The sequence below is a fragment of the Gardnerella piotii genome (genome assembly GCF_003397585.1).
Taxonomy (GTDB): domain Bacteria; phylum Actinomycetota; class Actinomycetes; order Actinomycetales; family Bifidobacteriaceae; genus Bifidobacterium; species Bifidobacterium piotii.
Genome location: NZ_QJUV01000001.1, coordinates 56,978 through 81,267 on the forward strand (window position 1 = coordinate 56,978; position 24,290 = coordinate 81,267).

A 24,290-nucleotide genomic window follows, 5' to 3' on the forward strand; every position below is an offset into this window, starting at 1 on the left:
ATTAAAATCATCCAGTGTTTTGCAGGCCTGCAGCAACACCAGAAACTGTGCAAAGAATCAGGTAGATGAACTCTGCTTGCTGACTTTCGCTAAGCTCTTCTTTATCTACCTTGTTGCGCAGCTTATGCAATGCAAGTGACTGAATTACAGAAAGCGCGTCCACATAAGGCGAGCGCACGCGAATCGCCTGGCCAAGCACATGGCGATGCTGCAACGGCCATTTATCTCCAACAATTTGCAAAACCCACTTGCGAGTAAGTTGCATCTCGGAAAGCACTTTATTACTCAAATCTTCGCGATCTCCAAGGCTTAGATACATGCGAGCAATTCGCTCATCCGTTTTAGCCAAAGACATCTCAATGTTGTCAATAAAAGTACTAAACAGCGGCCACTCTTCGTAAGCTCTGCGCAAAGTTTCCAAGTCGCCAAACTTTTCACAAGCTGTACCCAAGCCGTACCACGCTGCCAAGTTGATTCGAGCTTGCGCCCAAGAGAACACCCACGGGATTGTGCGCAAATCGTCCAAAGACTTTGCACCAAGACCACGCTTTGCAGGGCGAGAACCAATTGGGAGCAAACCAATCTCACTAAGCGGAGTAACAGTTGAGAACCACGGCGTAAAGTCATCTGTTTGAAGCAAATCAATAAAACGATTATGCGCTGCAACATCAAGCTTTTGAGCCATATCCGCATACTTGTGCGTCATCTCTGTGTTTGTTTTCTCAACGCTTGGAGCAGACTGAAGCAAAGTTGCTGCAGCAACAGATTCCAAGTGGCGAATCGCCAAAATTGGGTTGCCGTAGCGAGCAAAAATAACCTCGCCTTGCTCAGTAAGCTTAAATCGGCAATTTACCGACCCAACTGGCTGAGCCAAAACAGCACGGTTTGCAGGGCCTCCGCCTCGTCCAACAGCACCTCCGCGGCCATGGAACAGCGTTAGGTCAATATCGTGCTTTTTAGCCCATTGAGCAATGCGCTCTTGAGCAGAATGTAAAGCAAGCGTTGCAGAAGTCGGACCTGCGTCTTTGGAAGAGTCGGAGTAGCCGAGCATAACTTCCATCTTGCGACCAGTGGCCTTTAAGCGAGCCTGAACTTCTGGAATCTTAATGATTTCTTCCAAAACATTAACCGAATTTTGCAAGTCTTCCAACTGCTCAAAAAGCGGGATTACGTCGATTGTTGGCGCATCTTGAGGGTGCGCAAACGCAAGGCGATTAAGCTCAAACACATCGCGAACATGCTGAGCAGACTTTGCAAACGAAATAATGTAGCGGCGAGCTGCACGCATACCGTTGCGCTTTTGAATTGCTCCAAGCGCGCGGAAAGTGTCTAGAACTTCGCGAGTCATTGGCTGAAGCGGTCCACGCTCCCCGTGCAAACCGTGTTCGCGAATATCTTCCAAAGCGCGAGAATGCACGAGCGAATGCTGACGGAACTCCATTTCCACCATGTGGAATCCAAAGGTTTGCGCTTGCCAAATAAGATCTTGCAACGGACCATAAGCCGCGCGCGAATCGCCAGCAGCCGCAAGAGACCTTTGCACAATGTGCAAGTCTTCAATAAAATCTTCGCAAGAATGATACATTAAGTCTGTATCTCGGCTAATCGTTCTGTGCAAGCGATCTGCCATAACAAGCATAACGGCTCTATGTGGCTCGCTGTTGGAAACGTCGGATGCGCTTTCCGTTAGCTGCTCGCTCATTTCTCGCTGGCGATTCCAAAGCTCCAAAAGCTCAACGCTTGGAGGAGTTGTGCGCGTTTCCATTGTTAAGCATTTTCCAACTTCACGCGTACGCGCCTCTAGGGCAGCAAGAACGTGGTCACTAAACTTTCTAGCAACTTGCCTGCTAACTTTTGCCGTAACGTTTGGATTTCCGTCTCTATCGGAGCCAATCCAGCTTCCTGGGTGGAAGAACGCTGGGCAACGCGGCGGCACTAAACCAGCCTTTTTACCTAGCAGCCAATCGTCAAATCTGCGATAAACCAGCGGAATTGTGTTAAACAAAGTGGCGTCAAAAATATCTAGAATCGTGTCCGCTTCTTCAACAGGAGTTGGCTTTTTAAGTGCGATTGGAGACGTACGCAGCAACGCGTCAATCTCGTTGTATAGACGCCTGTAGTTTTCGCGCTTATCTGATCCGCCTAAACTATTGTGCTTGCTTAGAAGCTTTGATATTCTGCGGATTTTACCAGCTACAGCCTTGCGTCTTGCTTCTGTTGGGTGCGCAGTAAAAACTGGGTGGAACTCAAGCTTTGCAAGCAATTCCTTAGCTTGTGCAGGGCTCATTTCCGTAAGCAACTTATGATATGCGCAAGTTAGCTCGTTTACTGGGTCCACTGGATTGGAATCCTCAACGTCGCACTCGCGTTGATGAAGTACAGAAACCCTGTAGTTTTCTTCGCAAAGGTTTGCAAGATGGAAGTATGTAGCAAACGCGCGCGCAAGCAACTGCATATCTGGCAAATCCATGCCGTTGATTTTTTCTACAGCCTTGCTTAATCCGTCGTTTTCTGTTTCTTGAGCATCAAGCATTTGATTAAAGTGTGCAGCACTTGCATCTACAGCATTTAAGCGCACTTCGTCAAATACGGTTAATAATTTTTCATCAAATTCACCCAAAACATCGCGCAGAATGTGCAAGCACAAATCCATGTCTTGCTTAAGCGATGCTGGAAGTTCACGCTCCTCGGGGCCTTTTCGCCCTAAACCAGACGTTACAATCGTTGCGTCTGCTGGAGTTACCTGTTGATTTTGAGTTGTCATCAGACCTCCTTGTGCTAGTCATAAGGTTGCTTGGTCGTTTGACTTCCACGGCTCCTCCGCGGTTATTTAGGTCAAAAGTTGCAAGCCCACAGCCTTTGTTTCCAGCGAGATTCCAAAATAATTGTGAACCGACCTTAGGACTGATTTTTTGTATAAATTTTTTATAGGTAATGCAATGCGTATACTAAAAAATTGTGAGCATAGAAGAGAATAACGCGGATAGCAGCGATAGCAATAGCAGCAATAATAACGGCAGCAACAGCGACAGTAATAAGCCGCAAATACTTTCGACTGGTCATATTGTTGGAAAGCCTTCTGGGCGCTTTCAAACGCACGCGATTCCGCTAGATATGGAAGACGTTGAGCGCGATTGGGATAAACCAGTTACGCAAGCTGGAATTGCAGCAAAATCTAGCATTATTATTCGTGTTGGCGCTTTAGGTTTAGGCGCTGGAACTGGAAGCTACCGCGTTCGCGAGCTTATGCACCGCGTTGGTGAACCTATGGGCGTAAATGTTCGTGCAGACGTTAATTTAACAGATATTGAAGCTACTTGCACAGATAAGCATGAGCGAATTACAGAAGTTGTTGATCTTCCTACTACTGGCGTAAACACAGAGAGAATTTGGCTACTCGAACATTTTGCAGATTGGTTTAACGTTAAGCTTGGAAACGATTCCTTATACCATTCAAAAGCCACTGTTTCCAAGGAATTAGTAGACACTCTTCAAGCTAGCAGTAACGAGAACGCGATTGTTCAAACAGCTAAGCAGTCAGAGGAGCATGCTGCAAAAGTCGAAGAAAAAATGGCAATTCAAGAGGCGATTCGCAAAGAAAAACCTCGCGGAATTTTTGCACTTCAGCCAGAAAAAACGTATGCTGAGCATTTTTCTCACGTTCAAAATGTCAAGAATGTTAAAAATGCTCAAAATAGCCAAAATAATTTGAATTCAGATCTTAAAAACAATTCTGCTACTTCATCTAACGCAAATCCTGCTGGCGATTCTTCCGCGCCGCTTACGGTTCGTCAAGTTCACGACCGCTTAGACTTAATCAAAAACCGCAAGCCTCTTTATAAACCGTGGTTTGCAGGCCTTGCCTCTGCTGTAGCATGCGCATCCTTCGCATTTTTGCTCGGCGGCGGCGCTTACGATATGCTTGGTGCTTTTATTGGAGCTGGAATCGGCCACTACGTTAGAAGACGCATGTTTATGCATCATCTAAACCAATTTGTTGTAACGTTTATTGCTGTTGCTGTTGGTGCTTTAAGTTGCATTGCTTCTTTGCGCATTATTGGCTGCTTTGACCCTTCTGCTTTGCATCACAATACGGCTTATATTGGTTCTGTTTTGTTTGTGATTCCAGGCTTCCCGCTTATTACAGGCGGCTTAGATATTGCTAAGATTGATTTTCCTTCTGGCATTCAGAGGCTTTGCTACACAATGGCGATTATTCTAATGGGCACTCTTGCTGGCTGGATGGTTGCAAGTCTTGTTCAGCTAGACCCTCAAGGCTTTACTCCGCTTGGCTTAAATCCTTGGCTTAATGCTGTTCTTAGAATGATTACAGCGTTTGCAGGCGTGTGGGGATTCTCCGTTCTGTTTAATTCGCCTCAAAGAATGTGTTTTGTTGCTGGAATAATCGGCGCAATTACCGATACTTTGCGCTTAACAATGGCTGATTTTGGTATTGCTGCAGAAATCGCAGCGTTTACTGGCGCTTTGCTTGCTGGCCTTTTGGCTTCCGCTTGGCGTGCAATTGTGCATAGGGGTTGGGCGCCTCAATACTTGGGTTATCCGCGTATTAGTCTTACTGTTCCATCTATTGTGATTATGGTTCCTGGACTTTATATGTATCGCGCAATGTTTTATCTTGGGCAGTTTAATACTCTTCCTGCTTTAGACTGGACTTTCCGCGCGTTTATGGTGATTATTTGCTTGCCATTAGGGCTTGCAGTTGCGCGCGTTATAACAGATAAAAGCTGGCGATACGACATTTAGTCATAAGCTAATAAACATAAAACGCCCAGCTACTACTGGGCGTTTTATTTATGCGCGTTCTATTTGCATGCAATCAAAATATGCAATCAAGAAAGCTTTATCAATCAAGAATTAATCAATACTTCATATTCATTGCTTCTCGCACTTGATCAAGCGTCTCTTGCGCAATCGCAGCAGCTCGCGCATTTCCATCGTGCAAAATATCGCGAATTGAATCCATATCTTCGGCCAATTCCGCTCTACGCTGGCGGTGTGGGGCAAGGAAGTTGTTTACAGATTCAATAACGTACGCTTTTAGTGCTCCTGCGCCCGCGTTGCCGATTTCTTGCGCAATATCTTTTGGATCTCTGCCTGTAACCAAACCAGCAGTAGTCAAAAGCGCAGAAACTTGCGGACGAGCCACTGGGTCAAAAGTAATTGTGCGCTCAGAATCAGTTGGACTCTTCTTAATCAACTTTGCTGTTTCTTCGGCGGTTGCGCCAAGCATAATCGAGTTTCCGTAAGACTTGCTCATCTTGCGGCCGTCTAATCCTGGGATTTCTGGCGTATCCGAAAGAATTGCAGCTGGCTCTGGAAAAACAGGATTCTTTTTTGCGTATCTCTCGTTAAACCTACGAGCAATCGTGCGCGTAATCTCAATATGCGGCAAATTATCTTTGCCTATTGGCACAACGTTTGCTTTGCAAAACAGAATATCGCAAGCTTGATGCACTGGGTATGTAAGCAAAAGTCCTGTTAAAGCATGACCAGAAGCTTCCATTTCGGCTTTAACAGTAGGATTTCTATGCAATTCGGCTTCTGTAACTAAAGACAAGAATGGCAGCATAAGCTGGTTTTCTGCAGGCACAGCGGAGTGCGTAAAAATCATGGTTTTCTTAGGGTCAATTCCAGCAGCCATGTAGTCAAGAACAAGGTTTAGCACGTTATCTTCTACATGCTCAACAGTGTCTCTATCTGTAATCACCTGGTAGTCTGCAATAATCACGTTTGTGTTTACGCCAAGATTTTGCATTGCGACACGCTCACGAATCGAACCAAAATAATGACCTAAGTGAAGTCTTCCTGTTGGCCTATCTCCTGTAAGCATTGTAAAGGAGCTAGAATTTGCTTTTAGCTTCTCAAGCGTTGCGTCTGAACGTTTTTGAGCTGCCACAAAGCTTGCGCTTATCTCGTTTCCAGCAGCTGTAACCTGTGCTTCTTCTGCCATTTCTAACTCCTTACACACGCAATTTTTCTTGCGATTTTTACGCCTAAAATATGGCTTTTATGGTAAAAGTTCACTCAGACAATATACTCTGTTGCGGCAAAGTGGTACGCTCTTGTGTGATGAATTGATTGTTTCGGTAAACTAGAGGGGGTCAGATGGGCCGCGGACGACAGAAGGCAAAGCAACAGAAAATTGCCCGTAAGCTCAAATACCTGACGACCGATACGGATTACGACGAGCTTGCTAAAGAGCTTAATACTCACGAGCCTGGTCAAGGATCCTTCGATCCGTTTGAATCTGATAGCTACAATAACACCGAGGATTATCTAGATAATCAAGATGATTCCGAGAGCTTATCTGTAGAAGATGATTCTAAAGACACCAACACTAATGCTGGTAATGATAGTGTTGATAGCTTGCATGATTCCGTTTCGAGTGGAGATGACGATTTAGACGACTACGCCGAGTGGGCTGCTCAGTCTGCCGCTCAGGCCGCTACTAAAGACAAGTCGTCTAGCAATTCTGGCGTTGTTCATCATCACATTCCTATGCCTATGCCTAGTTTTATGCATAAGAACAAGTAATTTTTGCACAAGAATTTGCACAAGAATTTGCACAAGAACGCTTAATTCTATATGTAGATAAGCATGTAGGCAAATACCCTTAGTTAGCATTAATTATTAAAAAGAGCTTTTGTAAGTTCGGGCAGCAAATTGCTTAAATCGTCTCGCTCTCCAACTGCGCTTATATTCCCAATTTGCTGCTCGTAATCCCATTTTGTTATTGCGCAAGAAAGTCGCAACCAAACATCTGGGTCAAGTTCTATAACATCTGGCGGTGTTAAATTGTGCGGATCCGAATGTGGGCCTTCTAAGATTTTTACAGCTCCCCAAGGTGCCACTCTTACCTCTACAGCGCATCCTGGAGCTATATGCTCTAGAACGTAAAGCGAATATCTAACAGCCATTGCTTCATCGTTTACACTAACGCCTATTTCGCTTGTGTTTATGCAGCACAAATCTTTTTTATTGTTCGTAGAATCTATTTTCATAGAATTTATATAAGATTTTGCACTATTTGCCCACGTTTCAAACGATTTTTTAGCGCCACTTATATCCGCTTCTCGTATAACAGCCATATTTGAATTATCTCACGAATTGTCTAAGTATTATTTGCGATTTTAATGTTGTTTTATAAAAGTCATATTGTAAATAATTATTAATAAGGGTTTGGGGTTGTGGTATCATCAACAATGAAAACGTGTGCATTGCCGCGTACCGTCTTGTTAAGTGCAATTTGGCGCGGCTACAACCAGCATAATCAAGGGTTGCTATTCGCACATTTTAGGTAAATATATTATTCACGGCACAAGGAGTCAAATATGACTAAACACGTCGCGCCTAAAGCCAAGACTACTGCGGCGGCATTTGCCAAAGAACTTCAAGAAAATCTGAAGTATACCCAGGGTGTCACCCCAGAACAGGCCACTACGGCTGATGTGTATGTTGCCGCTGCTACCGCAGTTCGTCGCCACTTGATGGACTCTTGGATGCAGACACAGCATGACATGATTAACGGAAACACAAAGGCTGTTGGCTATTTAAGCGCAGAGTTCTTAATGGGCAAGCAGCTTGAAAACGCTTTGCTTAACGCTGGCCTTACCGATCAGTTCAACAAGGCTGTTACAAAGCTTGGTTTTGAGCCAAAAGATGTTATCAATGCTGAGTATGAGCCAGGTTTAGGTAACGGCGGTTTGGGTCGTCTCGCAGCCTGCTTTATTGACTCGCTCGCCTCTATCGGCGTTCCAGCATTCGGCTACGGCATCCAATATCGTTACGGCATTTTTAAGCAGCGCTTCGACGAGCAGGGCAAGCAGGTAGAAACCCCTGATTACTGGCTTAGCAACGAAGAGCCATGGGGTCACGTTGACTACGGCAGAGACCAGCGCGTTAACTTTGGCGGCAAGGTTGTTGAAGAAAACGGCAAGCGAGTGTGGAAGCCAGATTGGGCTGTTCGCGCAGTACCAGTTGACTACATGGTTCCAGGCTACAATTCTGGTCGCGTAAACACTCTTCGCTTGTGGACTTCTAAGTCTTACGACGAATTTGATTTGCTCACCTTCAACAAGTCTGAGTACTTGGATGCTGTTAAGCCACAGGTTGAAGCAGAAAACATTTCTAAGATTCTTTATCCAGAAGATTCCACTCCACAGGGCAAGGCTTTGCGTCTTGAGCAGCAATACTTCTTCGTAGCTGCTTCTATTCACGACGCTATTCGCGTATTCTATCCTGGTCAAGATAAGCCAGATCTTACGACCTTCCCAAGCAAGATCAACTTCCAGTTGAACGATACTCACCCAGTTATTGGTATTCCAGAGCTTATGCGCGTTCTTATGGACGAGTACGGCTACGATTGGAACACCGCTTGGGGCATTACTACTAAGACATTCAACTACACTTGCCACACGCTTCTTCCAGAAGCTTTGGAAGTTTGGCCAGCCAAGCTTATTGGCGAACTTTTGCCACGCCACCTTGAGATTATTCAAGGCATTAGCGAGCAGTTCCGCAACGAGCTTCGCAGCAAGGGCGTTTCCGAGGATCAGGTTGAGCGTATGCGCATTGCTACCGACGCCGACGAAAATGGCGAAGGTGCTGTAGTTCGCATGGCTTACTTGGCTACCTACGGCGGCTCTTACGTTAATGGCGTTGCTGAGCTTCACTCTGAGTTGTTGAAGGATGTTACATTAAAGGACTTCTCCAGCGTTTACCCAGATAAGTTCAAGAATGTTACTAACGGCGTAACTCCTCGTCGCTTTGTGCGTTTGAGCAACCCACGCATGTCTGCTCTTATTACTGAGGGCTTGGGCACCGACGCATGGCAGGGTGATTTGGAGCTTCTTGAAGGTTTGAAGCCATTGGCTGACGATCCATCCTTCGTGAAGAAGTTCGCTAAAGTCAAGCAGGAGAACAAGCTTGCCTTCGTTGATTTTGCAAAGCACAAGTATGGCTTTGAAATCAACCCAGACACTATGTTTAACACCATTGTTAAGCGTTTGCACGAGTACAAGCGCCAGTCCATGAAGATCCTCCAGGTTATCTCCACATACGCTGGAATCAAGAATGGCACAATCGACGTAGACAAGATGCTTCCACGCACCGTGTTCTTCGGCGCTAAGTCCGCTCCAGGCTATGCTATGGCAAAGCTTACGATTCAGCTCATCAACAATGTTGCTCGCGTTGTGAACAACGATCCAGCATGCAAGGGCAAGCTTGCAGTGTTCTTCCCAGAGAACTACAACATCGAGTTGGCTATGAACTTGATTCCTGCAACCGATTTGGATGAGCAGATTTCTCAAGCTGGTAAGGAAGCGTCTGGCACTGGTAACATGAAGTTCGCTTTGAACGGTGCTTTGACTGTTGGTACTCTCGACGGTGCAAACGTTGAGATTCGTGAGCGCGTTGGCGCTGAGAACTTCTTCCTCTTCGGCATGACTGTTGACGAGGTTGAGAAGCTCTACGCAGAAGGCTACGATCACGGCGGCTCCCGTAAGTACTACGAGTCTGATCCTCGCTTGAAGACCGCTGTAGACATGGTTGCTGACGGCACATTCTCCAACGGCGACAAGAGCGTGTATGAGCCACTCGTTAATGATTGGCTTACTCACGATTACTTCATGGCAATGGCTGACTTTAGCTCTTACATGGATATTCAAGCTCAAATTGAGGAAACTTACCGCGATCCTATGAAGTGGGCACGCATGGCTGTGTTGAACGTAGCCAACTCTGGTTACTTCTCTTCCGATCGCTCTATCGAAGATTACCTCGATCGCATTTGGCACACTGGCGCTCTTCCAACTGCTGAATAAGCAAAAGGCGCTAATTGTAGTAGCTATTAGATAAAGAAAAGAGCAGTGGAAACATTTTCCGCTGCTCTTTTTATATGTTTTATGCGTTTTATGCGTTCTTCAATCTTTTATAAAATGTGTTACTTGTAATCTTAAAGTCATACAATATAACGCGGTAAATATACATTTTAATTAATCTAAGATTAAGGAAAAAATATGTCTGTAGAAGAAAATATGCAGCATAGTTTGCTCCCAGAAGGTGCCGAATTATTAAACGGATTATATTCTGTAAGGGATTATATACAAAAGTTTAATGAAAAACTTAGTCTGTTTATGCAAGCAGAAAAAGAAAAACGACAATTACTATCTGAACAGCAACTTATTCTTAAAAACCTTATCAAAACAGACAGCACTAAAGAAAAATCTGATTATGGTCTTTTTATGGCTGGTATAGCCTTTAGCATCGTATTCGGAGTTATTACTGCACTAAGTGGAAATATTAACGGACTTATTTTTTGCGTAGTTATAACAGCCGTGTTTGCCGTTGGAAAAGCAAAGAACAGCAAAGCAATGTTAACTACAGGAAGAGTCTTACTGGTTCTGCTTATATTAGCTTGGCTTAGTGGATTGTGGAATGCTTATACTTTTTCGGTTAAATACAACAATGTTGAGTCGTTTGTATTTTATGCTGCTATTAATGTTATTGCATTCGTTGTTGCGGCTATTGTGGCTGCGATTATTGTTAAAAAATATAATAAAAAAATTAATCGCGATAACAATAAAGAAGAAAAACGTGTTTCTGAATTAAATGCACAAATTAAAGAGAAGAATGATCAGATTGTTCAACACAATAACATGGTTGACGAGCGTCGTAATGCACTATACAAAGAAATGAATGACATTAAAGAGCGTATGCTTGCAGAAACTTCTTCTTGGTATCCAAATGATTACTATGTTTTAGATTCTGTTGAATATTTTATTTCTCTAGTTAAGAATCACGAGGCAGATACAATCAAAGAGATGATTACTGCATACAAGCGAGATCAATATCATAACCAAGTTCTTAATAATCAAATGGATATGAGACAAAAGCTAAATGCTATGGTCGATAATCAGAATACAATGCTTGAGAATCAAGAAGAGATGATTAAGCTACAGAAGATTTCTAACATTCTTCAAACTATGACATGCGTTAATAGCTTTATTATTGCAGACAATACAAGCGCAATTGCTAACAACACCAGGGAGATTGCAGACAATACAAGAGGAATCGAACAGAACACTCGTCCTCGTTCTTCTTGGTTCTAAAAAATATTTAGATAAAACACAAAATAAAACACAAAATAAAACACGAGTGGCGGCAGGTTCTCAAAGAAATCTACCGCCACTTATGTTTATAAACAGTTAAGCTATTAAGCTTCTACTGGCTTAGCTGCTTCAGATTCTTCTTTATCTTCTTTTTCTGCGCCTATGTTAATTGGCGAAGAGCTGTTCTCCCATGGCTGCTCCCATGGATCGTAATCAGGATTATGCTGCTTGTAAACATACAATGCTGCAATACCTGCGAGCAGTGCTCCAAAGAGCAGTGCAAAGAACTTCCAACCGCCAGAGGACCTGTTCTCCATGATGGCTCCTTTCGTTAAGCTGACCTGCTCGTCCAAGTCAACGTTTGTATCGAGTTTACTCGTGTATTCACTATAATAGTGATTTTTTTTAACACTTGCATCTTTTTATTATATTTTTATGTACAAAACAGCATAAATCTTACAAAACATTTTTAATGACCATTATGGTTACTACTTATGTATGCAAATTTGTGTATGCAATTAGATAATGTTATTTTATGAACAATTTTGACATAAACACTATTGTTAAGCGCTTTAAAGCTAATTGCAAAACAGCAACGTATTCAATTATCTACATTTGCGTGTTTGTGTGGATTATTGAGATGATTCTTCACACTTTTTTGCCAAGCGCATATCAACTATTTGTTGAAAATACTGCTTTTGCGCCATTTTTGATTACAAAAGCAAGCTGGACTTGGTTTACGTCTATGTTTGTTCACGCGCCAGAACTTACGCACATTCTTTTTAACATGATTTGCTTGTATTCGCTTGGCGTAGAGCTTGAGAGATTCTTTGGTAAATGGAAGTTCTTTTTCTTATACGCCATTAGTGGGCTTGGTGGATGCGTTGCAACTCTACTTTACTCAAAGCTTACACAAGACTGGGTGATTGCAGCTTATGGGGCTTCGGGGGCGATTATGGGGCTTATTGGCGCTCTTTTGGTTGCGCAATGGCGACTTGGCGAAAGCGTTAATGGCACTTTAATTTGGATTGGCCTAACGCTTGCAATGCCTCTTTTGGTTCCAAATATTGCTTGGCAAGCTCATATTGGTGGGATTGTTACTGGAATAGTTCTGTCTGCTTTACTTGGCACTAATAATCCTCTTCTTAAAAAAGCATCTTTTAATGAGCGATTTGCTGTTTACTCTTTACTAACACTTATTGTTCTTCTGGCAATAAGCGCATTCTGTTTGCAATAAATCTCGTTAAATTACACGCGTGTAGTTCTCCACAATTGTGGACATAAATGTGCATAACCTGGGTATAACATGGGTATATCTAAATAAGTTATCCACATTGTTATACACAATCGTTGATAACTCTGCATTTTCAGCCATGTTAACAAGTGTATAAAAGTTATCCACATTTTTGAAAAATTGTGACTTTCTCTAAACCTTAATCAAAAATAGAATTATGCAATCTAACAACACTCACACAAAACAACTACAAGATCAAAATCAGCAAACTATTGATTTTATTCTTCAAAATCAAAACACAAACCCAAAAGAAGCTGCGCTAAAAGCATCTAATAACCCAAACGTGAATGTTGCTTTTGCTGTTAATCAAATAAGCGGAATGCAAATTGCAAAAACAAAGTTGCCAATGTGGTACAAAAACAATCAAGTTATATACCCATCACATATTTCTATCGAACAGTGCTCGTCGCAAGCAACCGCGCAATATAAAGCACGCATCGCAAATCGTCTTATAAAAAACAACAATATTGATAAGTGCAAAACAACCCTAATCGACTTAACTGGCGGATTTGGAGTAGATTGCGCAATTATGAGCCAAGAGTTTTGCAAAGCAATTTGCGTAGAAACTCAAGAAGAACTATCTGCCATAAGCCAGCACAATATGACTGCTATGCGCTTAAACAATGTTCAATGCGTAAACTCAACAAGCGTAGAAGTGCTAGAAAAAGTAGACTACGCAACGATTATTTACATTGATCCAGCAAGACGAGATAAAAGTGGAGCTAGAACATACGCGATTAAAGATTGCACGCCTAATGTTTTAGAACTAAAACAACGCATGCTGCAAGTAGCGAAATTTGTGATTATTAAACTATCTCCAATGCTTGATTGGAGAAAATCTGTTTGCGATTTTTGTGGAAACGTTAGTCAAGTACACATTGTTTCGCACAATAACGAGTGCAAAGAGCTGCTTTTAGTGTTGGACTCAAACATGCATTCAAATATTGAAGTTTATTGCGCAAACAACGATTCAATAACCGTTTTTAACGCAAAATATAATCCAGACTTAAATAAAGTAGAAGAAGCGCAAGATACGCAAAAATCGCAGGAATCACACATAAAAAACGAGCAAAACTCAAATGATTCAAATGATTCAAATGATTCAATAAGCGATTGGAAAAACTGCGCTAAATATGTTTATGAGCCAAATTCTTCAATTATGAAGTCGGGATTTTTTAAGATTTTAAGCACTAAATACAACGTAGTTCAAATCGCAAGCAACAGCCACGTTTTTATATCTTGCGAATATAAATCAGATTTTCCTGGAAACATTTGGAAAATAAATAATATTTGTAGCTTAAACAAAAAAGAAATAAGCAAAGCTCTTTCTAAAATAACTTACGCAAATATTGCAACATACAATTTTCCGCTGAGTGTAAACGACTTAAAGAAACGACTTAAGTTAAAAGACGGTGGAAACACTAGGATTATTGCAACTACCGATTCTAAAAATAATCATGTTCTTATTTGTGCAAGTAAAGCGGAGTAATAAACACACAAAATGCGCAAAAACACAAAACACGCATACAAAAAATGGCTGCATGCTTATTACATGCAGCCAGAAAATCAAGCTATCAAGCTATCTCCAGCACATTGTCATTAAGAACCCAGCCATAACCAAGCATGCTGCAATCAAAAGATTAAACGCTCCAATTCCTGGAATTGGCAAAGCAGGATTCAAGTAATAAATAACAGCCCAGAACAAGCCAACAATCATAAGCGTGCAAAATAGTGGAACAAACCATCCAGCATTAGCTTTAGTGCCCTTAATGGACTCTTCAACTCTGCGAGTATTTTCTTCTTGACGCTTCATCATGCGCTGTATTTGCGGAGACAACGACGATTTATCGGCAGTTGCATTCAAAACAGCTTCAACCTGTTCCATAGGAACACCATACAAGTCTTCTTTAGAAGAGTTTTGAGATTCATCCACATCGGCAGATGAAGTGGTATTCAATTTATTCAATTCTTCGTCAGCCATAACAGTAACACTCCAATCAATCGGCTACACGCTATAATAATAGTTACACTCGAACGCAAGAAGAAGAATGGGTAATATGGCAAAACAAACAGGTAAACACGGCGCTAGAAAATCGCTGTTAGGAAGCGTTGCCGTTGCCCTAGCAATTTGTTTTACTGGTTACTTATTCGTTACTAATTTGCGCATAAATCGTACTGCATTCGTAACTTCCGATACGGGGCAAATGGTGGAAAGAAATTCTCAAAGAGCAAAATCTTTGAGAGAAGAGGTTAAAGAGTTAGATTCTAAAGTTAATCTTCTAAACAAAACGTTAACAAGCAGCGCAAGCGGGTCTGATTCTTCAGACGATACTGGCGCAAGCACAATACTTCCAGCAATACAAGGACCAGGAATTACTGTAACGCTAAACGATTCGCCACTTTGGAAAACGGCCGTAAACGGGTCTGGAAGCTCCGCAAACATAAACGACTATGTAATTCACCAACAAGATATAGAAGCCGTTGTAAATGCCCTATGGAAAGGCGGAGCGGAGGCTATAACAATTCAGGGTCAAAGAATCTTGTTTAATTCAGCTGTTGTTTGTATTGGAAATGTGCTTATGTTGCAAGGCCATCAGTACTCGCCACCGTATAGAATATCTGCTATTGGCTCAATAGAAGACATGATAGAATCGTTGGATAATTCTCCAGCAATTCAAACATATAAAGACTATGTCAGTACTTTTGGGCTGGGATGGAAAGTGGAAAAAAGGGGGAACCTAAAGTTCTTAGAGTCGTCTGCATTATTGCAGCCTCTAAGGTTTGCATCGGTTCCAAAAGATGCAGATATTATTGACAATATTCCCCAACACCATTCCACCAAACAATAAAGGAGTAAAATGAAGCGTTCTAACTACAAGCACGAACGTAGCGAAGCCAAAGCAACAAAGGCTAGCGCACTTTGGACAATAGCTGGCGTTGTTGGAGAACTTCTTATAGCTTTTGCAGTTGTTTGCGCATTGTACATTGTCTGGCAAATGTGGTGGACGGGCGCTCAATCCGAGCATGTACAGTTTGAAACCAGAGAGGCTGTTTCGTGGAAGAATCCTGCTGCTGGTAAAAAAACCAAGATTGCTCTTCCTCAAGTAGACGATCCTCCTAAATTGCAAAAAGTAAAGTATGGAGAACTTGTTGCTCGAGCATACATTCCTAGGTTTGGCGATCAATGGGAGCGCAATATTGTTGAAGGCGTTAGCCTAGAAATATTAAATAGGCGAGGACTTGCACACTTCCCTAAAACAGAAATGCCAGGAGAAATTGGAAACTTGGCTATTAGTGGTCACCGAAATGGTTACGGTCAGCCTTTAGCAGACGTTGACCGATTCCAAAAGGGCGATCCTATTATTATTCGCACAAAAGATTATTGGTTCGTTTATAAGTACGTTACTCACAAGATTGTTAGACCAGATCAAAGTGAAGTTCTTGATCAAGACCCAATAAATCACAGCAAGAATCCTAAAAAGCGCATGATTACGCTTGTTACTTGTGAGCCAAAATATTCAACTCCTAAGTTCCGCTTTATTAGCTTTGGCGAGTTTGATTATTGGGCTAAGGTTTCCGACGGTATTCCTAAAGAGCTTTCTACGGTAGATGCAAACGGTCAAGTTAAGTTTGTAAACAACGAACAGCAGTCTTTGGTTTCTAAGCTAGATTCACTTGTGCCAATTATGCTTATTGCTATAGTTGCGTACATTATTATCTTCGCTGCAGCAGCTATAGCTTGGCAGTGGCCTCTAAGACGTCAAATTCGAGCTGGATTAAAGCCAAAGCCAGAATTCAGCATTTTTGGCGGACTTATGCGCTTGCAGCCTGGTATTTTGCCAATAAGATTAGTTCTTTGTGCACTAATCTACGTAACAGCAATTGCAATTCTTATGCAATGGATATATCCGTTTGCTTCGGCAACAATTCCATTCTTAAGAGAAATGTCTGCATACACAACAACGATTTATTAAATCGCTACTAATAAGCTAGGAATCTATTAGTTTACAGTTTACTTATCTAATTAGTTTTCTAGCTTATTAGATTACAAGCAGCTCATAAATCATTGGTTTGCTAGCTTATTAAAACAGCTTATTAAAACACAAACTATTAATTAATCTTAGTAGCTTACAAGTTAAATACAAAACGCCACCTAGCACCGTTAAAGCAACGGCAAGCTAGGTGGCTTCTTGTTATTTATCACTATCGCTTGTTGTTGTAGAAGATGAGTCAGATGTTGAAGTTCTCCCAGGCTTTGTAGTGGTGTCTACAGAAGGCTGAGGAGTTTTTACAGTAAGCGTTATTGTAGAGCCTTTATCTATCTTAGACCCTTCTTTTTCCGACATACTATCAACAATATCGTCATCTGTAGCGGAGCCATCAGCAACAACCTTAAAGCCCTTTGCTTCTAGTATTTGCTTAGCTTGCTTTAACGTTGATGTTCCAAGAGCAACATGAGGAACTTCCACCTTAGGCTTTCCTTTAGAAACATACACAGTTATAGCGCTATGAGGTTTTACAGCAGCTCCAGAAGACGGATTCATTTTAGTAACCATTCCTTCTGCAACAGTGTCGGATTCTTCTTCTACGGTATTAACAGTAAATCCAAGATTTTGTAATTCTCCAGCAACAATATCTTTGGACTGTCCAACCATTCCATCTGGAACCTTAGTTAAGCCAGAAGAAATGTACAAAGTTACCATTGAACCTTTATCGGCAAACGAATCTGCAACTGGGTCAGTTCTAGTAACGTGATTCTTTTTAACGTCTGTACTATCTTCCACTCTAACGTTAGAAATCTTAAATCCTGCACGCTCAAGAGATTTTCTAGCTGCTTCTTGCGACTTTCCAGTAACATCTGGAACCTTAGTTGATTGAGGACCAATAGAGAACCAAACGCTAACTCTAGACCCAGACGCAACCTTTTCTCCACCTTTAGGAGATTGCTTGGTAAAAGTACCCTCTGGCTTAGTAGACTTATCGTCTTCCAAAATATCTGGAATAAGACCAAGCGCGCGAAGCTTTTCTTTAGCAGCATCTTGAGTTGTAGTTTCGCTAAATGTTGGAACAACAATATCTCCAGCTAGCTTACTGCGATTTAGCATAAATAGAATTCCGCCAACAACAATCGCGCAAACAATCGCAGACACAACAGAAGCAATAACAATGCGCTTACTTCTTTTTGCCTGATTTGCAGCGCGCTGAGCGGCTCTTGTGTTGTAGCCCGTATTTGGATACGCATCAAACTGGCCTGTAATCGCGCCAAAACTTTGAGTAGATGCAGTGTCTGCCGCTCCAATAGCTTGAGTTGCCGCATTCTGCTCTGCCTGCTTTCTTGCGCGCATATTAGCTAAATCTGTTAGCGGATTAAATGCTGCTGCAACAGGAACACCGCCGTTCATAAATGCCAATATGTCGTTCTTAAATTCAGCAGCCGTTGCGTACCTATTCTGCCTATCTTTTGCCATTGCTTTTGCGCAAATCTTATCCCACATTGAAGGAAGACCTGGAACAAGCGTACTTAGAGGAGTTGCAACTTCTGAAACATGCTGATATGCGATTGCAACTGCAGAATCGCCAGTAAAAGGCGGCCTTCCAGTTAGCATCTCGTATAAGACGCATCCTGCAGAATACAAGTCAGATCTCATATCCACCTGTTCTCCACGGGCCTGCTCTGGAGACAAATATTGCGCAGTTCCAACAACACCTTGCGATTGTGTCATTGTTGTTGCAGAATCGTCTAACGCTCTTGCGATTCCAAAATCCATAACCTTAACAATGCCCTGCTCGGAAATCATAATGTTTCCAGGCTTAATATCTCGGTGAATCACGCCCATTCTATGCGAATACTCCAGGGCGTTCAAAACTCCAAGCATAACCTGCTCAGAATCACGCTGGCTTAAAGCACCATTCATCTTAAGAATATCGCGAAGCGTTTTTCCTTTAACGTATTCCATAACAAGATACGGCAAATGCTCTTCTACGCCATTGTCGTCTACAACAGACTCTTCTCCAGAATCATAGATATTCACTATGTTTGGATTATTCATTTGCGCAATAGAATGTGCTTCTCGGCGGAAACGAGACAAAAAGATTTCGTCATTTGCCAAATCAGAACGCATGATTTTAACAGCAACGGTACGACCCAAGCGCTTATCTTCTGCGACTCGCACTTCGGCCATTCCACCGCGGCCAATCAATTCACCTAATTGGTACCGTCCATTCGCTAATGAGGTAGGCATTGTGTTACTCATTGCTGCTCCTTGCGGTCGTTATTATTCAAAATGTTAATAATATTAACTTGTGTTTTTGGAACACTTCTAACGCTGCGTTTAATGCGCTGAGCATTGGAAGAATCTATTGTGTTTTTATTGTTAAACGCTGTTTGCTGATCCAAAAGTCTTCGTTCAATTTTTGCAAGCACTTTTGAAACAACAAGAGCATCTTTAGGTCTATCTTTTGGATTCTTAGAAAGCATTGACATTACAAACTGTCTTAATTGAAGGTCAACACTATCTGGAAGAGGTGGAACAGGGTCATTAACGTGTGCGGCTGCAATATCTACAGGCGTAGTTCCAGTAAATGGCCTATGTCCACAAAGTCCTTCGTATGCAACAACTCCAAGAGAATAAATATCGGACTGGGCAGTTGCTTGCTCTCCTTGAGCTTGCTCTGGGGAAATATATTGAGCTGTTCCAACAACCATTCCATCTTGAGTAATCTGCTCTTGGTCGCTAGAGTACGAAACGCCAAAATCTGTTATCTTTACGCTTCCCGTTTCGGAAACCATAATATTTGCTGGCTTAACGTCTCTATGAATAACACCGTGGGAATGCGCAACAAAAAGACCTCTTGCAGTTTGAATAAGTATAGGCAGCAATCGCGTTGGCTCAACAGTTTTTTCTTTATGATATAAGTCTGCTAAAGACTTGCTGGGAACATACTCCATAATCAAAAAGCCAATGCCATCATGCTCGTAGTAGTCAAACAACGCTGCAATATTTGGGTGAGCAAGATTTGCTGAATTATGCGCTTCTGCTCTAAGTCTACGCAATTTAGCTTCAACATTGCTTGTATCGGTTCTAAGCGCTTTAACGGCAACAATCCTGCCGAGCTGTATATCAAAGCCCTTCCAGACTTCTCCCATGCCTCCTTGTGCAAGTCTTCTATCTAGTCTGTATCGATGATGAACTAACTGTCCTTCAACAAGTTTCATTGCTTAAGCGCCTCCTTCATCACCTGTCTCATAATTGGCCCTGCTGTAAGCGTTCCATACGTACTAGCGTTGTGAATAACAACTGCTACAGCTATTTTAGGATCTTGTGCAGGAGCAAATCCAATAACCCACCCATTAATAGCTTGATTTCTAAACCCAATTTGTGCTGTTCCCGATTTTGCTGCAACAGCAACATTTGGCAAAGAAAGATTTTGATTACTTTTTACAACTACACTTTGCATCATAGCATTGAGTTTTGCAGCACTTTGCGCGCTTAAAGCCTGACTCATAACCGTAGGCGTTGTTTGAGAAATAACAGACAAGTCACTAGACCTTACGCAATCAACAAGCGTTGGCTTCATAAGTGTTCCATTATTTGCAATAGCAGCTGCAATCATAGCGTTTTGAAGAGGAGTAACCCTAGCATCTCCCTGACCAATCGACTGAAGAGCAAGCTTATCTTGCGTTGGCTTTTGATTAAGCAAAGACGCAACAACTCTCATTGGGAATCCTGTTGAATCAGATCCATCTAAAGTAAATGAGCTAAATAATCCAAACTTTTTAGCCTGCTTAACAATCGCATCCGACCCTAAAGAAACTCCTAGTTGTGCAAATGCAGTATTTGAAGAATAAGCTAAAGCATCTTCAAAAGATATTTGACCATTCGATCCGCTAGCGCTTGGAACAACATTTGTAAGATGCGTTTGCGTTCCTGGAAGAGTGTACGAAGATCCAGCTGGAATCGAAGTATTTAAATCATATTTTCCAGTTTCTAGCGCAGTTGCCGCAACAACCGTTTTGAAAGTAGAACCAGGAGCATAAAGTTCAGATATTGAATGATTTAGCATTGGATTATATATGTTAGATATAAGATCCTTATATGCTCTGTTTGCTGAAGCAACATTGTGAGATGCAAGAGAAGAAGGATCGTAGCTAGGCGTACTAACCATTGCTAGTATTCTTCCAGTTTTTGGCTCTATTGCAACTAAAGCGCCATTCTTGTCTTTTAGTAGATTGTATGCAAGAGTCTGAAGCTTAGTGTTAATAGATGTTTCTATAGAAGCACCTCTGTTTTCTGCTCCTGTAAATAGCGACTTAAACTTTTGAAGGAATAACGCGTCGGATTCTCCACTTAAAAGCTGATTTCTAGAAGCCTCTATTCCTCTATCTGCTCTTTGACTTATTGAATAATAACCCGTTATTGGAGCATAAACAGGGCCGTTAAAATATGACCTTTGATACACGAATGCATCTTTAGATGGATCTGACTTTGCTAAAACAGTTCCATCGGATGCAAGAATTGCTCCTCTTGGAGCGCCAAATTCGTGATATAACGCGCGCCTATTTCTAGGATCAGAATTTAATTCGTTTGCTTTTATAGATGTTATATACGTGCTAGAAATACATAAAACAACAAACAACACAATTACTGCACTAAAAAGCTGCTTCAAACATTTATTCATAAGATTCACCCCCATCTTCTTTAAGATTAGAGGAGTTAAGATTAGAGGACTTATTTTCTCTTTGCTTAAGCTCTCTTTCCCTAAGAGCAGCTAAAGCTTCGTATTGGAAAGTATCAGACGATATAGCAGCCTCTGGCTTATTAGCTGCATTAGATATAACAATCAAAATAGATGCAAGCAAATAGTTAGCAACTAGAGAAGAACCACCAGCTGCCATATAAGGCATTGTTAAGCCAGTAAGTGGAATAACAAGCGTGATTCCGCCAACAACAGTAAATACTTGGAACGCCATTGTAAAAACAAGACCAGATGCAAGAAGCTTTCCAAAACCGTCTTTAATCTTCATAGCAGTAATCATGCCCGACGCAATAATAATCATGTAAAGAATTAAGACTATAAACAAACCAGTTAATCCTAATTCTTCCCCAACCGAAGCGTAAATAAAATCAGAATTAGCAAGTGGCGTTAAAGAAGGATGACCTTGGCCTAATCCTGTTCCAGTTATGCCTCCTGCAGCAAGGCCAAATAATCCAGTAACAATTTGAGCAGACCCGCCTGGGAATCTGTTGTAAATAACGGGGTCGTATGGGTTAAGCCAAGCGTCAACTCTGTATTGAACATGTGCAAAAAGTTTAACAGCAACTAAACATCCAATTATAAATGCTATAAAGCCTATTGCAAGCCAGCCTTTTCTTCCAGTTGCAACGTAAAGCATAGAAACAAACATTGCAAAGAACATTAATGATGTTCCTAAATCGTGTTGCACAACAAGCACACACATTGAAGCAGCCCAAACAAGCGCTATAGGACCCATATCTTTGAATCGTGGAAGATGAATTCCAAAAATCTTTGTTCCACCAACTGCAAGTCTGTCTCTATGATCAAACAAGTATGCTGCAAAGAAGAAAGCTAAGAATAGTTTTGCGAATTCTCCTGGCTGAATAGTGTGGTTTCCAAAACCAATCCAAATTCTCGCTCCGCCAATTTCCTTACCGATTATTGGAAGCATTGGAGATAAAAGAAGAACAAGACCAATCACCATGCTAACGTACGAGAATCTTCTAAGAATCCTATAATCTTCTAGAACCATCACAAAAATTATGGATAATACAAGAGCAACACAAACCCAAATAAGCTGTTTCATAGCAACATTAGTGTTGTGCTGTTTATCTATTCTTGCAATCATAACAGTTCCAATAGCTGTAAGAAGAAGAATACAAGGGAGTATTACCTGGCTAGAATAAGGCTTTTTTACAATCAAGACGCCCCACAAAACAAGGTATAACGCTGTTGTTAGAACAAGCATACCAACATAGTTTGCTGGAAGGAATCCATTAATCCTTAGAAACATTTGCAAAAATGCCACTGCAGATATAATTACAGAAAACAGAAGCAAAGATATTTGCTTAATGCGCATACTAAACATGTTCACGAGGTTTTACCTCCTGAATCATTGCTTGAATCTACAACTCCACTATTATTTCCGTCTTTATTATCTGAATTAGAAATAATACTTTTTGGCTTATTACCACGCTTCTCGCTTTCTCGAGCGCGCATTTCTCTTCCAATTAGCCTTGCATGACCTCTTGCTTCTTTAAGACTGCTAAAACTAATACCTTCATCAAGCTGATCTTGCCAAGACTTATCCAGATTCTTGACTTTAATATTTGTTTCTTCAATCTGGTGCGAAAGCTCTAATCCAAATATGTTAGTAGGAACACCTTGGTAAATAACTACTTTGCCGTTTCCCTTGCCAATGTAGTATTGCTTTTGAGTCCAAGAATAAACAAGATAAGCTCCACAAGCAACAATCGCACACACAACAAGCGTTGCAAAAGCAACACCTATTCTCATCCATCTTCTTCTAATTCTATTTGCTTTGTGTGCTTCTGCTTGTTCTCTTTTAACAGCGCGCTGAACATCTGGATCCCTAGGATCTGTTGATATTCTACCGTTCTTCTTTTTTACAATAGGAATCTCGTTTGTGTCTGTAGATCTTAATTCCTCTTCGTTTCTTAAATGCGAAGGCTGCACAAGACGAGTGGTTTCTACAATTTTCTTATCTTTTTCTTCCGATTTTGAATCTGTTTGTATAAGAGCAGCAGCTCTTTGAGCAGGAGAATCCTTACCCTCACGCAATGGTGGCGTAGAAGAAACAGCCTTATTAACAATATCTGCTATAGACTCTAAATCTTTGCTTGCAGCACCGCCGATTAATGGCGTTTGATGAGGCAAATCAAAAGCATCTGCGTCTAGTGCCAAGGTTGCATCTGCTATAACAGCAGTTGCATTATCAGTACTTCCAGCTTTAAGCGCCATAGAAACAAGTTTTTGAGCACACTCTTCTTGATTAGATACAGTGCTCATAACTTCTTGAATTGTGGAATCTTCTAACACTCCACACACACCATCCGAGCACAAAAGCCAGCGATCGGAAGGGTGCGCCTGCCTAATAGCAATATCTGGCCTTGGGTCAATATCAAAATCACCTAAAACGCGCATAACAACATTTCGCTGCGGATGATTTCTTGCTTCTTCTGGAGTAATGTGACCCGTGTCTATTAAATGTTGAACGTAGCTATGGTCGCAAGTCATTCTTGTAAGATGATTATCTCGCAACAAGTACGCTCTAGAATCACCCAAATGTGCAAGAACCCAGTAACCATTTACAAGAGATACGGCTGTTACTGTTGTTCCCATGCCAGCAAGTCTGCGTTCTCTTTTGGCTTTACCAACAATGGCGTCGTGAGCAGCCATAATCGAAGTTTCCATCATTGAAGAAACAGCTTTTACATCGTTTGGCCTTGAATCTTGCTCAATGTGCGCTAAAGACCTAATTGCGATTGTAGAAGCCGTATCTCCTCCAGCATGACCGCCCATACCGTCGCAAATAGAGGCCAATCTTTCTCCAGCAAACGCAGAATCTTGATTATTACTTCTAACAGTACCAACGTCGCTAACAGCTGTTGAATACATAAACAACGCTTTATCTATAAAGTATGCCTTATTTAAGTTTTGTTCTTCACTTTTTGCAGCATTATTTACTGGATTATTATTTACAGCGTCACTACTTACAACGTTTGCAACACTTGCAACGTCACTACTTGAAACGTCATTACTTACAGAATCAACTTGATCTTGCTGCTTTTGACTACTTGTTTTATCTTCAATGTTTGAATCGAATTGCGCCATTT

The 24,290-nt window shown here is 41.6% G+C and carries 18 protein-coding genes; 8 read left to right on the top strand and 10 right to left on the bottom strand.

What is annotated here, in order from left to right:
- Nucleotides 1-7: 7 nt before the first annotated feature.
- Entirely contained in the window at nt 8-2,764 is a 2,757-nt protein-coding gene (locus tag D0T20_RS00235; RefSeq protein ID WP_115761425.1) for a phosphoenolpyruvate carboxylase, read from the bottom strand.
- Nucleotides 2,765-2,958: 194 nt separating this feature from the next.
- On the opposite strand from D0T20_RS00235, the gene D0T20_RS00240 reads away from it, so the two are divergent.
- A complete protein-coding gene (locus D0T20_RS00240; RefSeq protein WP_116438072.1) occupies nt 2,959-4,764 on the top strand; it encodes a threonine/serine exporter family protein in 1,806 nt (601 codons plus the stop codon).
- Between the two features lie 115 nt (nt 4,765-4,879).
- Here the strand turns inward: D0T20_RS00240 and trpS are convergent, their stop codons facing one another.
- Nucleotides 4,880-5,971, bottom strand: coding sequence for a tryptophan--tRNA ligase (gene trpS / locus D0T20_RS00245; RefSeq protein WP_116438073.1), 1,092 nt, complete (start codon nt 5,969-5,971; stop codon nt 4,880-4,882).
- Nucleotides 5,972-6,126: 155 nt separating this feature from the next.
- Between trpS and D0T20_RS00250 the strand changes: the two genes are divergently transcribed.
- Nucleotides 6,127-6,555 carry a DUF3073 domain-containing protein gene (locus tag D0T20_RS00250; RefSeq protein ID WP_116438074.1) on the top strand — a complete coding sequence of 143 codons (429 nt, stop codon included), beginning with the start codon at nt 6,127-6,129 and terminating at the stop codon, nt 6,553-6,555.
- 89 nt (nt 6,556-6,644) lie between these two features.
- On the opposite strand, the gene D0T20_RS00255 is transcribed toward D0T20_RS00250, so the two are convergent.
- The gene (locus D0T20_RS00255) at nt 6,645-7,109 is read right to left on the bottom strand and encodes a sterol carrier family protein (RefSeq protein WP_020757043.1); all 465 of its coding nucleotides are present in this window, start codon (nt 7,107-7,109) and stop codon (nt 6,645-6,647) included.
- 243 nt (nt 7,110-7,352) lie between these two features.
- Here D0T20_RS00255 and D0T20_RS00260 point away from each other — a divergent pair, with 243 nt between their 5' ends.
- Both D0T20_RS00260 and D0T20_RS00265 read left to right on the top strand, forming a co-directional pair.
- The gene (locus D0T20_RS00260; RefSeq protein ID WP_116438075.1) at nt 7,353-9,836 is read left to right on the top strand and encodes a glycogen/starch/alpha-glucan phosphorylase; all 2,484 of its coding nucleotides are present in this window, start codon (nt 7,353-7,355) and stop codon (nt 9,834-9,836) included.
- A 195-nt stretch (nt 9,837-10,031) separates the two neighbouring features.
- Entirely contained in the window at nt 10,032-11,123 is a 1,092-nt protein-coding gene (locus D0T20_RS00265; RefSeq protein ID WP_116438076.1) for a coiled-coil domain-containing protein, read from the top strand.
- 104 nt (nt 11,124-11,227) lie between these two features.
- Here D0T20_RS00265 and D0T20_RS00270 read toward each other — a convergent pair whose 3' ends face one another.
- A complete protein-coding gene (locus D0T20_RS00270; RefSeq protein WP_162862641.1) occupies nt 11,228-11,440 on the bottom strand; it encodes a hypothetical protein in 213 nt (70 codons plus the stop codon).
- Between the two features lie 218 nt (nt 11,441-11,658).
- Between D0T20_RS00270 and D0T20_RS00275 the strand changes: the two genes are divergently transcribed.
- On the top strand, nt 11,659-12,360 hold the full coding sequence (locus D0T20_RS00275; protein WP_116438078.1) for a rhomboid family intramembrane serine protease: 702 nt from the start codon (nt 11,659-11,661) through the stop codon (nt 12,358-12,360).
- A gap of 214 nt (nt 12,361-12,574) precedes the next feature.
- Nucleotides 12,575-13,906, top strand: coding sequence for a THUMP-like domain-containing protein (locus D0T20_RS00280; protein WP_116438079.1), 1,332 nt, complete (start codon nt 12,575-12,577; stop codon nt 13,904-13,906).
- A 90-nt stretch (nt 13,907-13,996) separates the two neighbouring features.
- Here D0T20_RS00280 and crgA read toward each other — a convergent pair whose 3' ends face one another.
- Nucleotides 13,997-14,398 carry a cell division protein CrgA gene (gene crgA, locus D0T20_RS00285; protein WP_020757063.1) on the bottom strand — a complete coding sequence of 134 codons (402 nt, stop codon included), beginning with the start codon at nt 14,396-14,398 and terminating at the stop codon, nt 13,997-13,999.
- 76 nt (nt 14,399-14,474) lie between these two features.
- On the opposite strand from crgA, the gene D0T20_RS00290 reads away from it, so the two are divergent.
- The gene (locus tag D0T20_RS00290) at nt 14,475-15,266 is read left to right on the top strand and encodes a DUF881 domain-containing protein (RefSeq protein ID WP_060785883.1); all 792 of its coding nucleotides are present in this window, start codon (nt 14,475-14,477) and stop codon (nt 15,264-15,266) included.
- 9 nt (nt 15,267-15,275) lie between these two features.
- Nucleotides 15,276-16,391: a class E sortase gene (locus D0T20_RS00295; protein ID WP_016793990.1), complete on the top strand. Its 1,116-nt coding sequence runs from the start codon at nt 15,276-15,278 to the stop codon at nt 16,389-16,391.
- Between the two features lie 219 nt (nt 16,392-16,610).
- Here the strand turns inward: D0T20_RS00295 and pknB are convergent, their stop codons facing one another.
- The 5 genes from pknB to D0T20_RS00320 are packed head-to-tail and all read right to left on the bottom strand — an operon-like array spanning nt 16,611 to nt 24,288.
- Entirely contained in the window at nt 16,611-18,671 is a 2,061-nt protein-coding gene (pknB, locus tag D0T20_RS00300; protein ID WP_116438080.1) for a Stk1 family PASTA domain-containing Ser/Thr kinase, read from the bottom strand.
- Nucleotides 18,668-19,633: a serine/threonine-protein kinase gene (locus D0T20_RS00305; RefSeq protein ID WP_004131203.1), complete on the bottom strand. Its 966-nt coding sequence runs from the start codon at nt 19,631-19,633 to the stop codon at nt 18,668-18,670. The genes pknB and D0T20_RS00305 overlap by 4 nt, the downstream gene beginning before the upstream one ends.
- Nucleotides 19,630-21,096: a peptidoglycan D,D-transpeptidase FtsI family protein gene (locus tag D0T20_RS00310; protein ID WP_162862642.1), complete on the bottom strand. Its 1,467-nt coding sequence runs from the start codon at nt 21,094-21,096 to the stop codon at nt 19,630-19,632. The genes D0T20_RS00305 and D0T20_RS00310 overlap by 4 nt, the downstream gene beginning before the upstream one ends.
- Nucleotides 21,089-22,528: an FtsW/RodA/SpoVE family cell cycle protein gene (locus D0T20_RS00315; RefSeq protein ID WP_116438082.1), complete on the bottom strand. Its 1,440-nt coding sequence runs from the start codon at nt 22,526-22,528 to the stop codon at nt 21,089-21,091. The genes D0T20_RS00310 and D0T20_RS00315 overlap by 8 nt, the downstream gene beginning before the upstream one ends.
- Nucleotides 22,525-24,288, bottom strand: coding sequence for a PP2C family protein-serine/threonine phosphatase (locus D0T20_RS00320; protein ID WP_116438083.1), 1,764 nt, complete (start codon nt 24,286-24,288; stop codon nt 22,525-22,527). Before D0T20_RS00320 ends, D0T20_RS00315 begins: the two co-directional genes overlap by 4 nt.
- Between the last annotated feature and the right edge of the window lie 2 nt (nt 24,289-24,290).

Coding starts and splice junctions, on each gene's coding strand:
- D0T20_RS00235 (WP_115761425.1), bottom strand. CDS start 2,764: ATGACAACTCAAAATCAACAGGTAACTCCAGCAGACGCAACGATTGTA.
- trpS (WP_116438073.1), bottom strand. CDS start 5,971: ATGGCAGAAGAAGCACAGGTTACAGCTGCTGGAAACGAGATAAGCGCA.
- D0T20_RS00250 (WP_116438074.1), top strand. CDS start 6,127: ATGGGCCGCGGACGACAGAAGGCAAAGCAACAGAAAATTGCCCGTAAG.
- D0T20_RS00255 (WP_020757043.1), bottom strand. CDS start 7,109: ATGGCTGTTATACGAGAAGCGGATATAAGTGGCGCTAAAAAATCGTTT.
- D0T20_RS00260 (WP_116438075.1), top strand. CDS start 7,353: ATGACTAAACACGTCGCGCCTAAAGCCAAGACTACTGCGGCGGCATTT.
- D0T20_RS00265 (WP_116438076.1), top strand. CDS start 10,032: ATGTCTGTAGAAGAAAATATGCAGCATAGTTTGCTCCCAGAAGGTGCC.
- D0T20_RS00270 (WP_162862641.1), bottom strand. CDS start 11,440: ATGGAGAACAGGTCCTCTGGCGGTTGGAAGTTCTTTGCACTGCTCTTT.
- D0T20_RS00275 (WP_116438078.1), top strand. CDS start 11,659: ATGAACAATTTTGACATAAACACTATTGTTAAGCGCTTTAAAGCTAAT.
- D0T20_RS00280 (WP_116438079.1), top strand. CDS start 12,575: ATGCAATCTAACAACACTCACACAAAACAACTACAAGATCAAAATCAG.
- crgA (WP_020757063.1), bottom strand. CDS start 14,398: ATGGCTGACGAAGAATTGAATAAATTGAATACCACTTCATCTGCCGAT.
- D0T20_RS00290 (WP_060785883.1), top strand. CDS start 14,475: ATGGCAAAACAAACAGGTAAACACGGCGCTAGAAAATCGCTGTTAGGA.
- D0T20_RS00295 (WP_016793990.1), top strand. CDS start 15,276: ATGAAGCGTTCTAACTACAAGCACGAACGTAGCGAAGCCAAAGCAACA.
- pknB (WP_116438080.1), bottom strand. CDS start 18,671: ATGAGTAACACAATGCCTACCTCATTAGCGAATGGACGGTACCAATTA.
- D0T20_RS00305 (WP_004131203.1), bottom strand. CDS start 19,633: ATGAAACTTGTTGAAGGACAGTTAGTTCATCATCGATACAGACTAGAT.
- D0T20_RS00310 (WP_162862642.1), bottom strand. CDS start 21,096: ATGAATAAATGTTTGAAGCAGCTTTTTAGTGCAGTAATTGTGTTGTTT.
- D0T20_RS00320 (WP_116438083.1), bottom strand. CDS start 24,288: ATGGCGCAATTCGATTCAAACATTGAAGATAAAACAAGTAGTCAAAAG.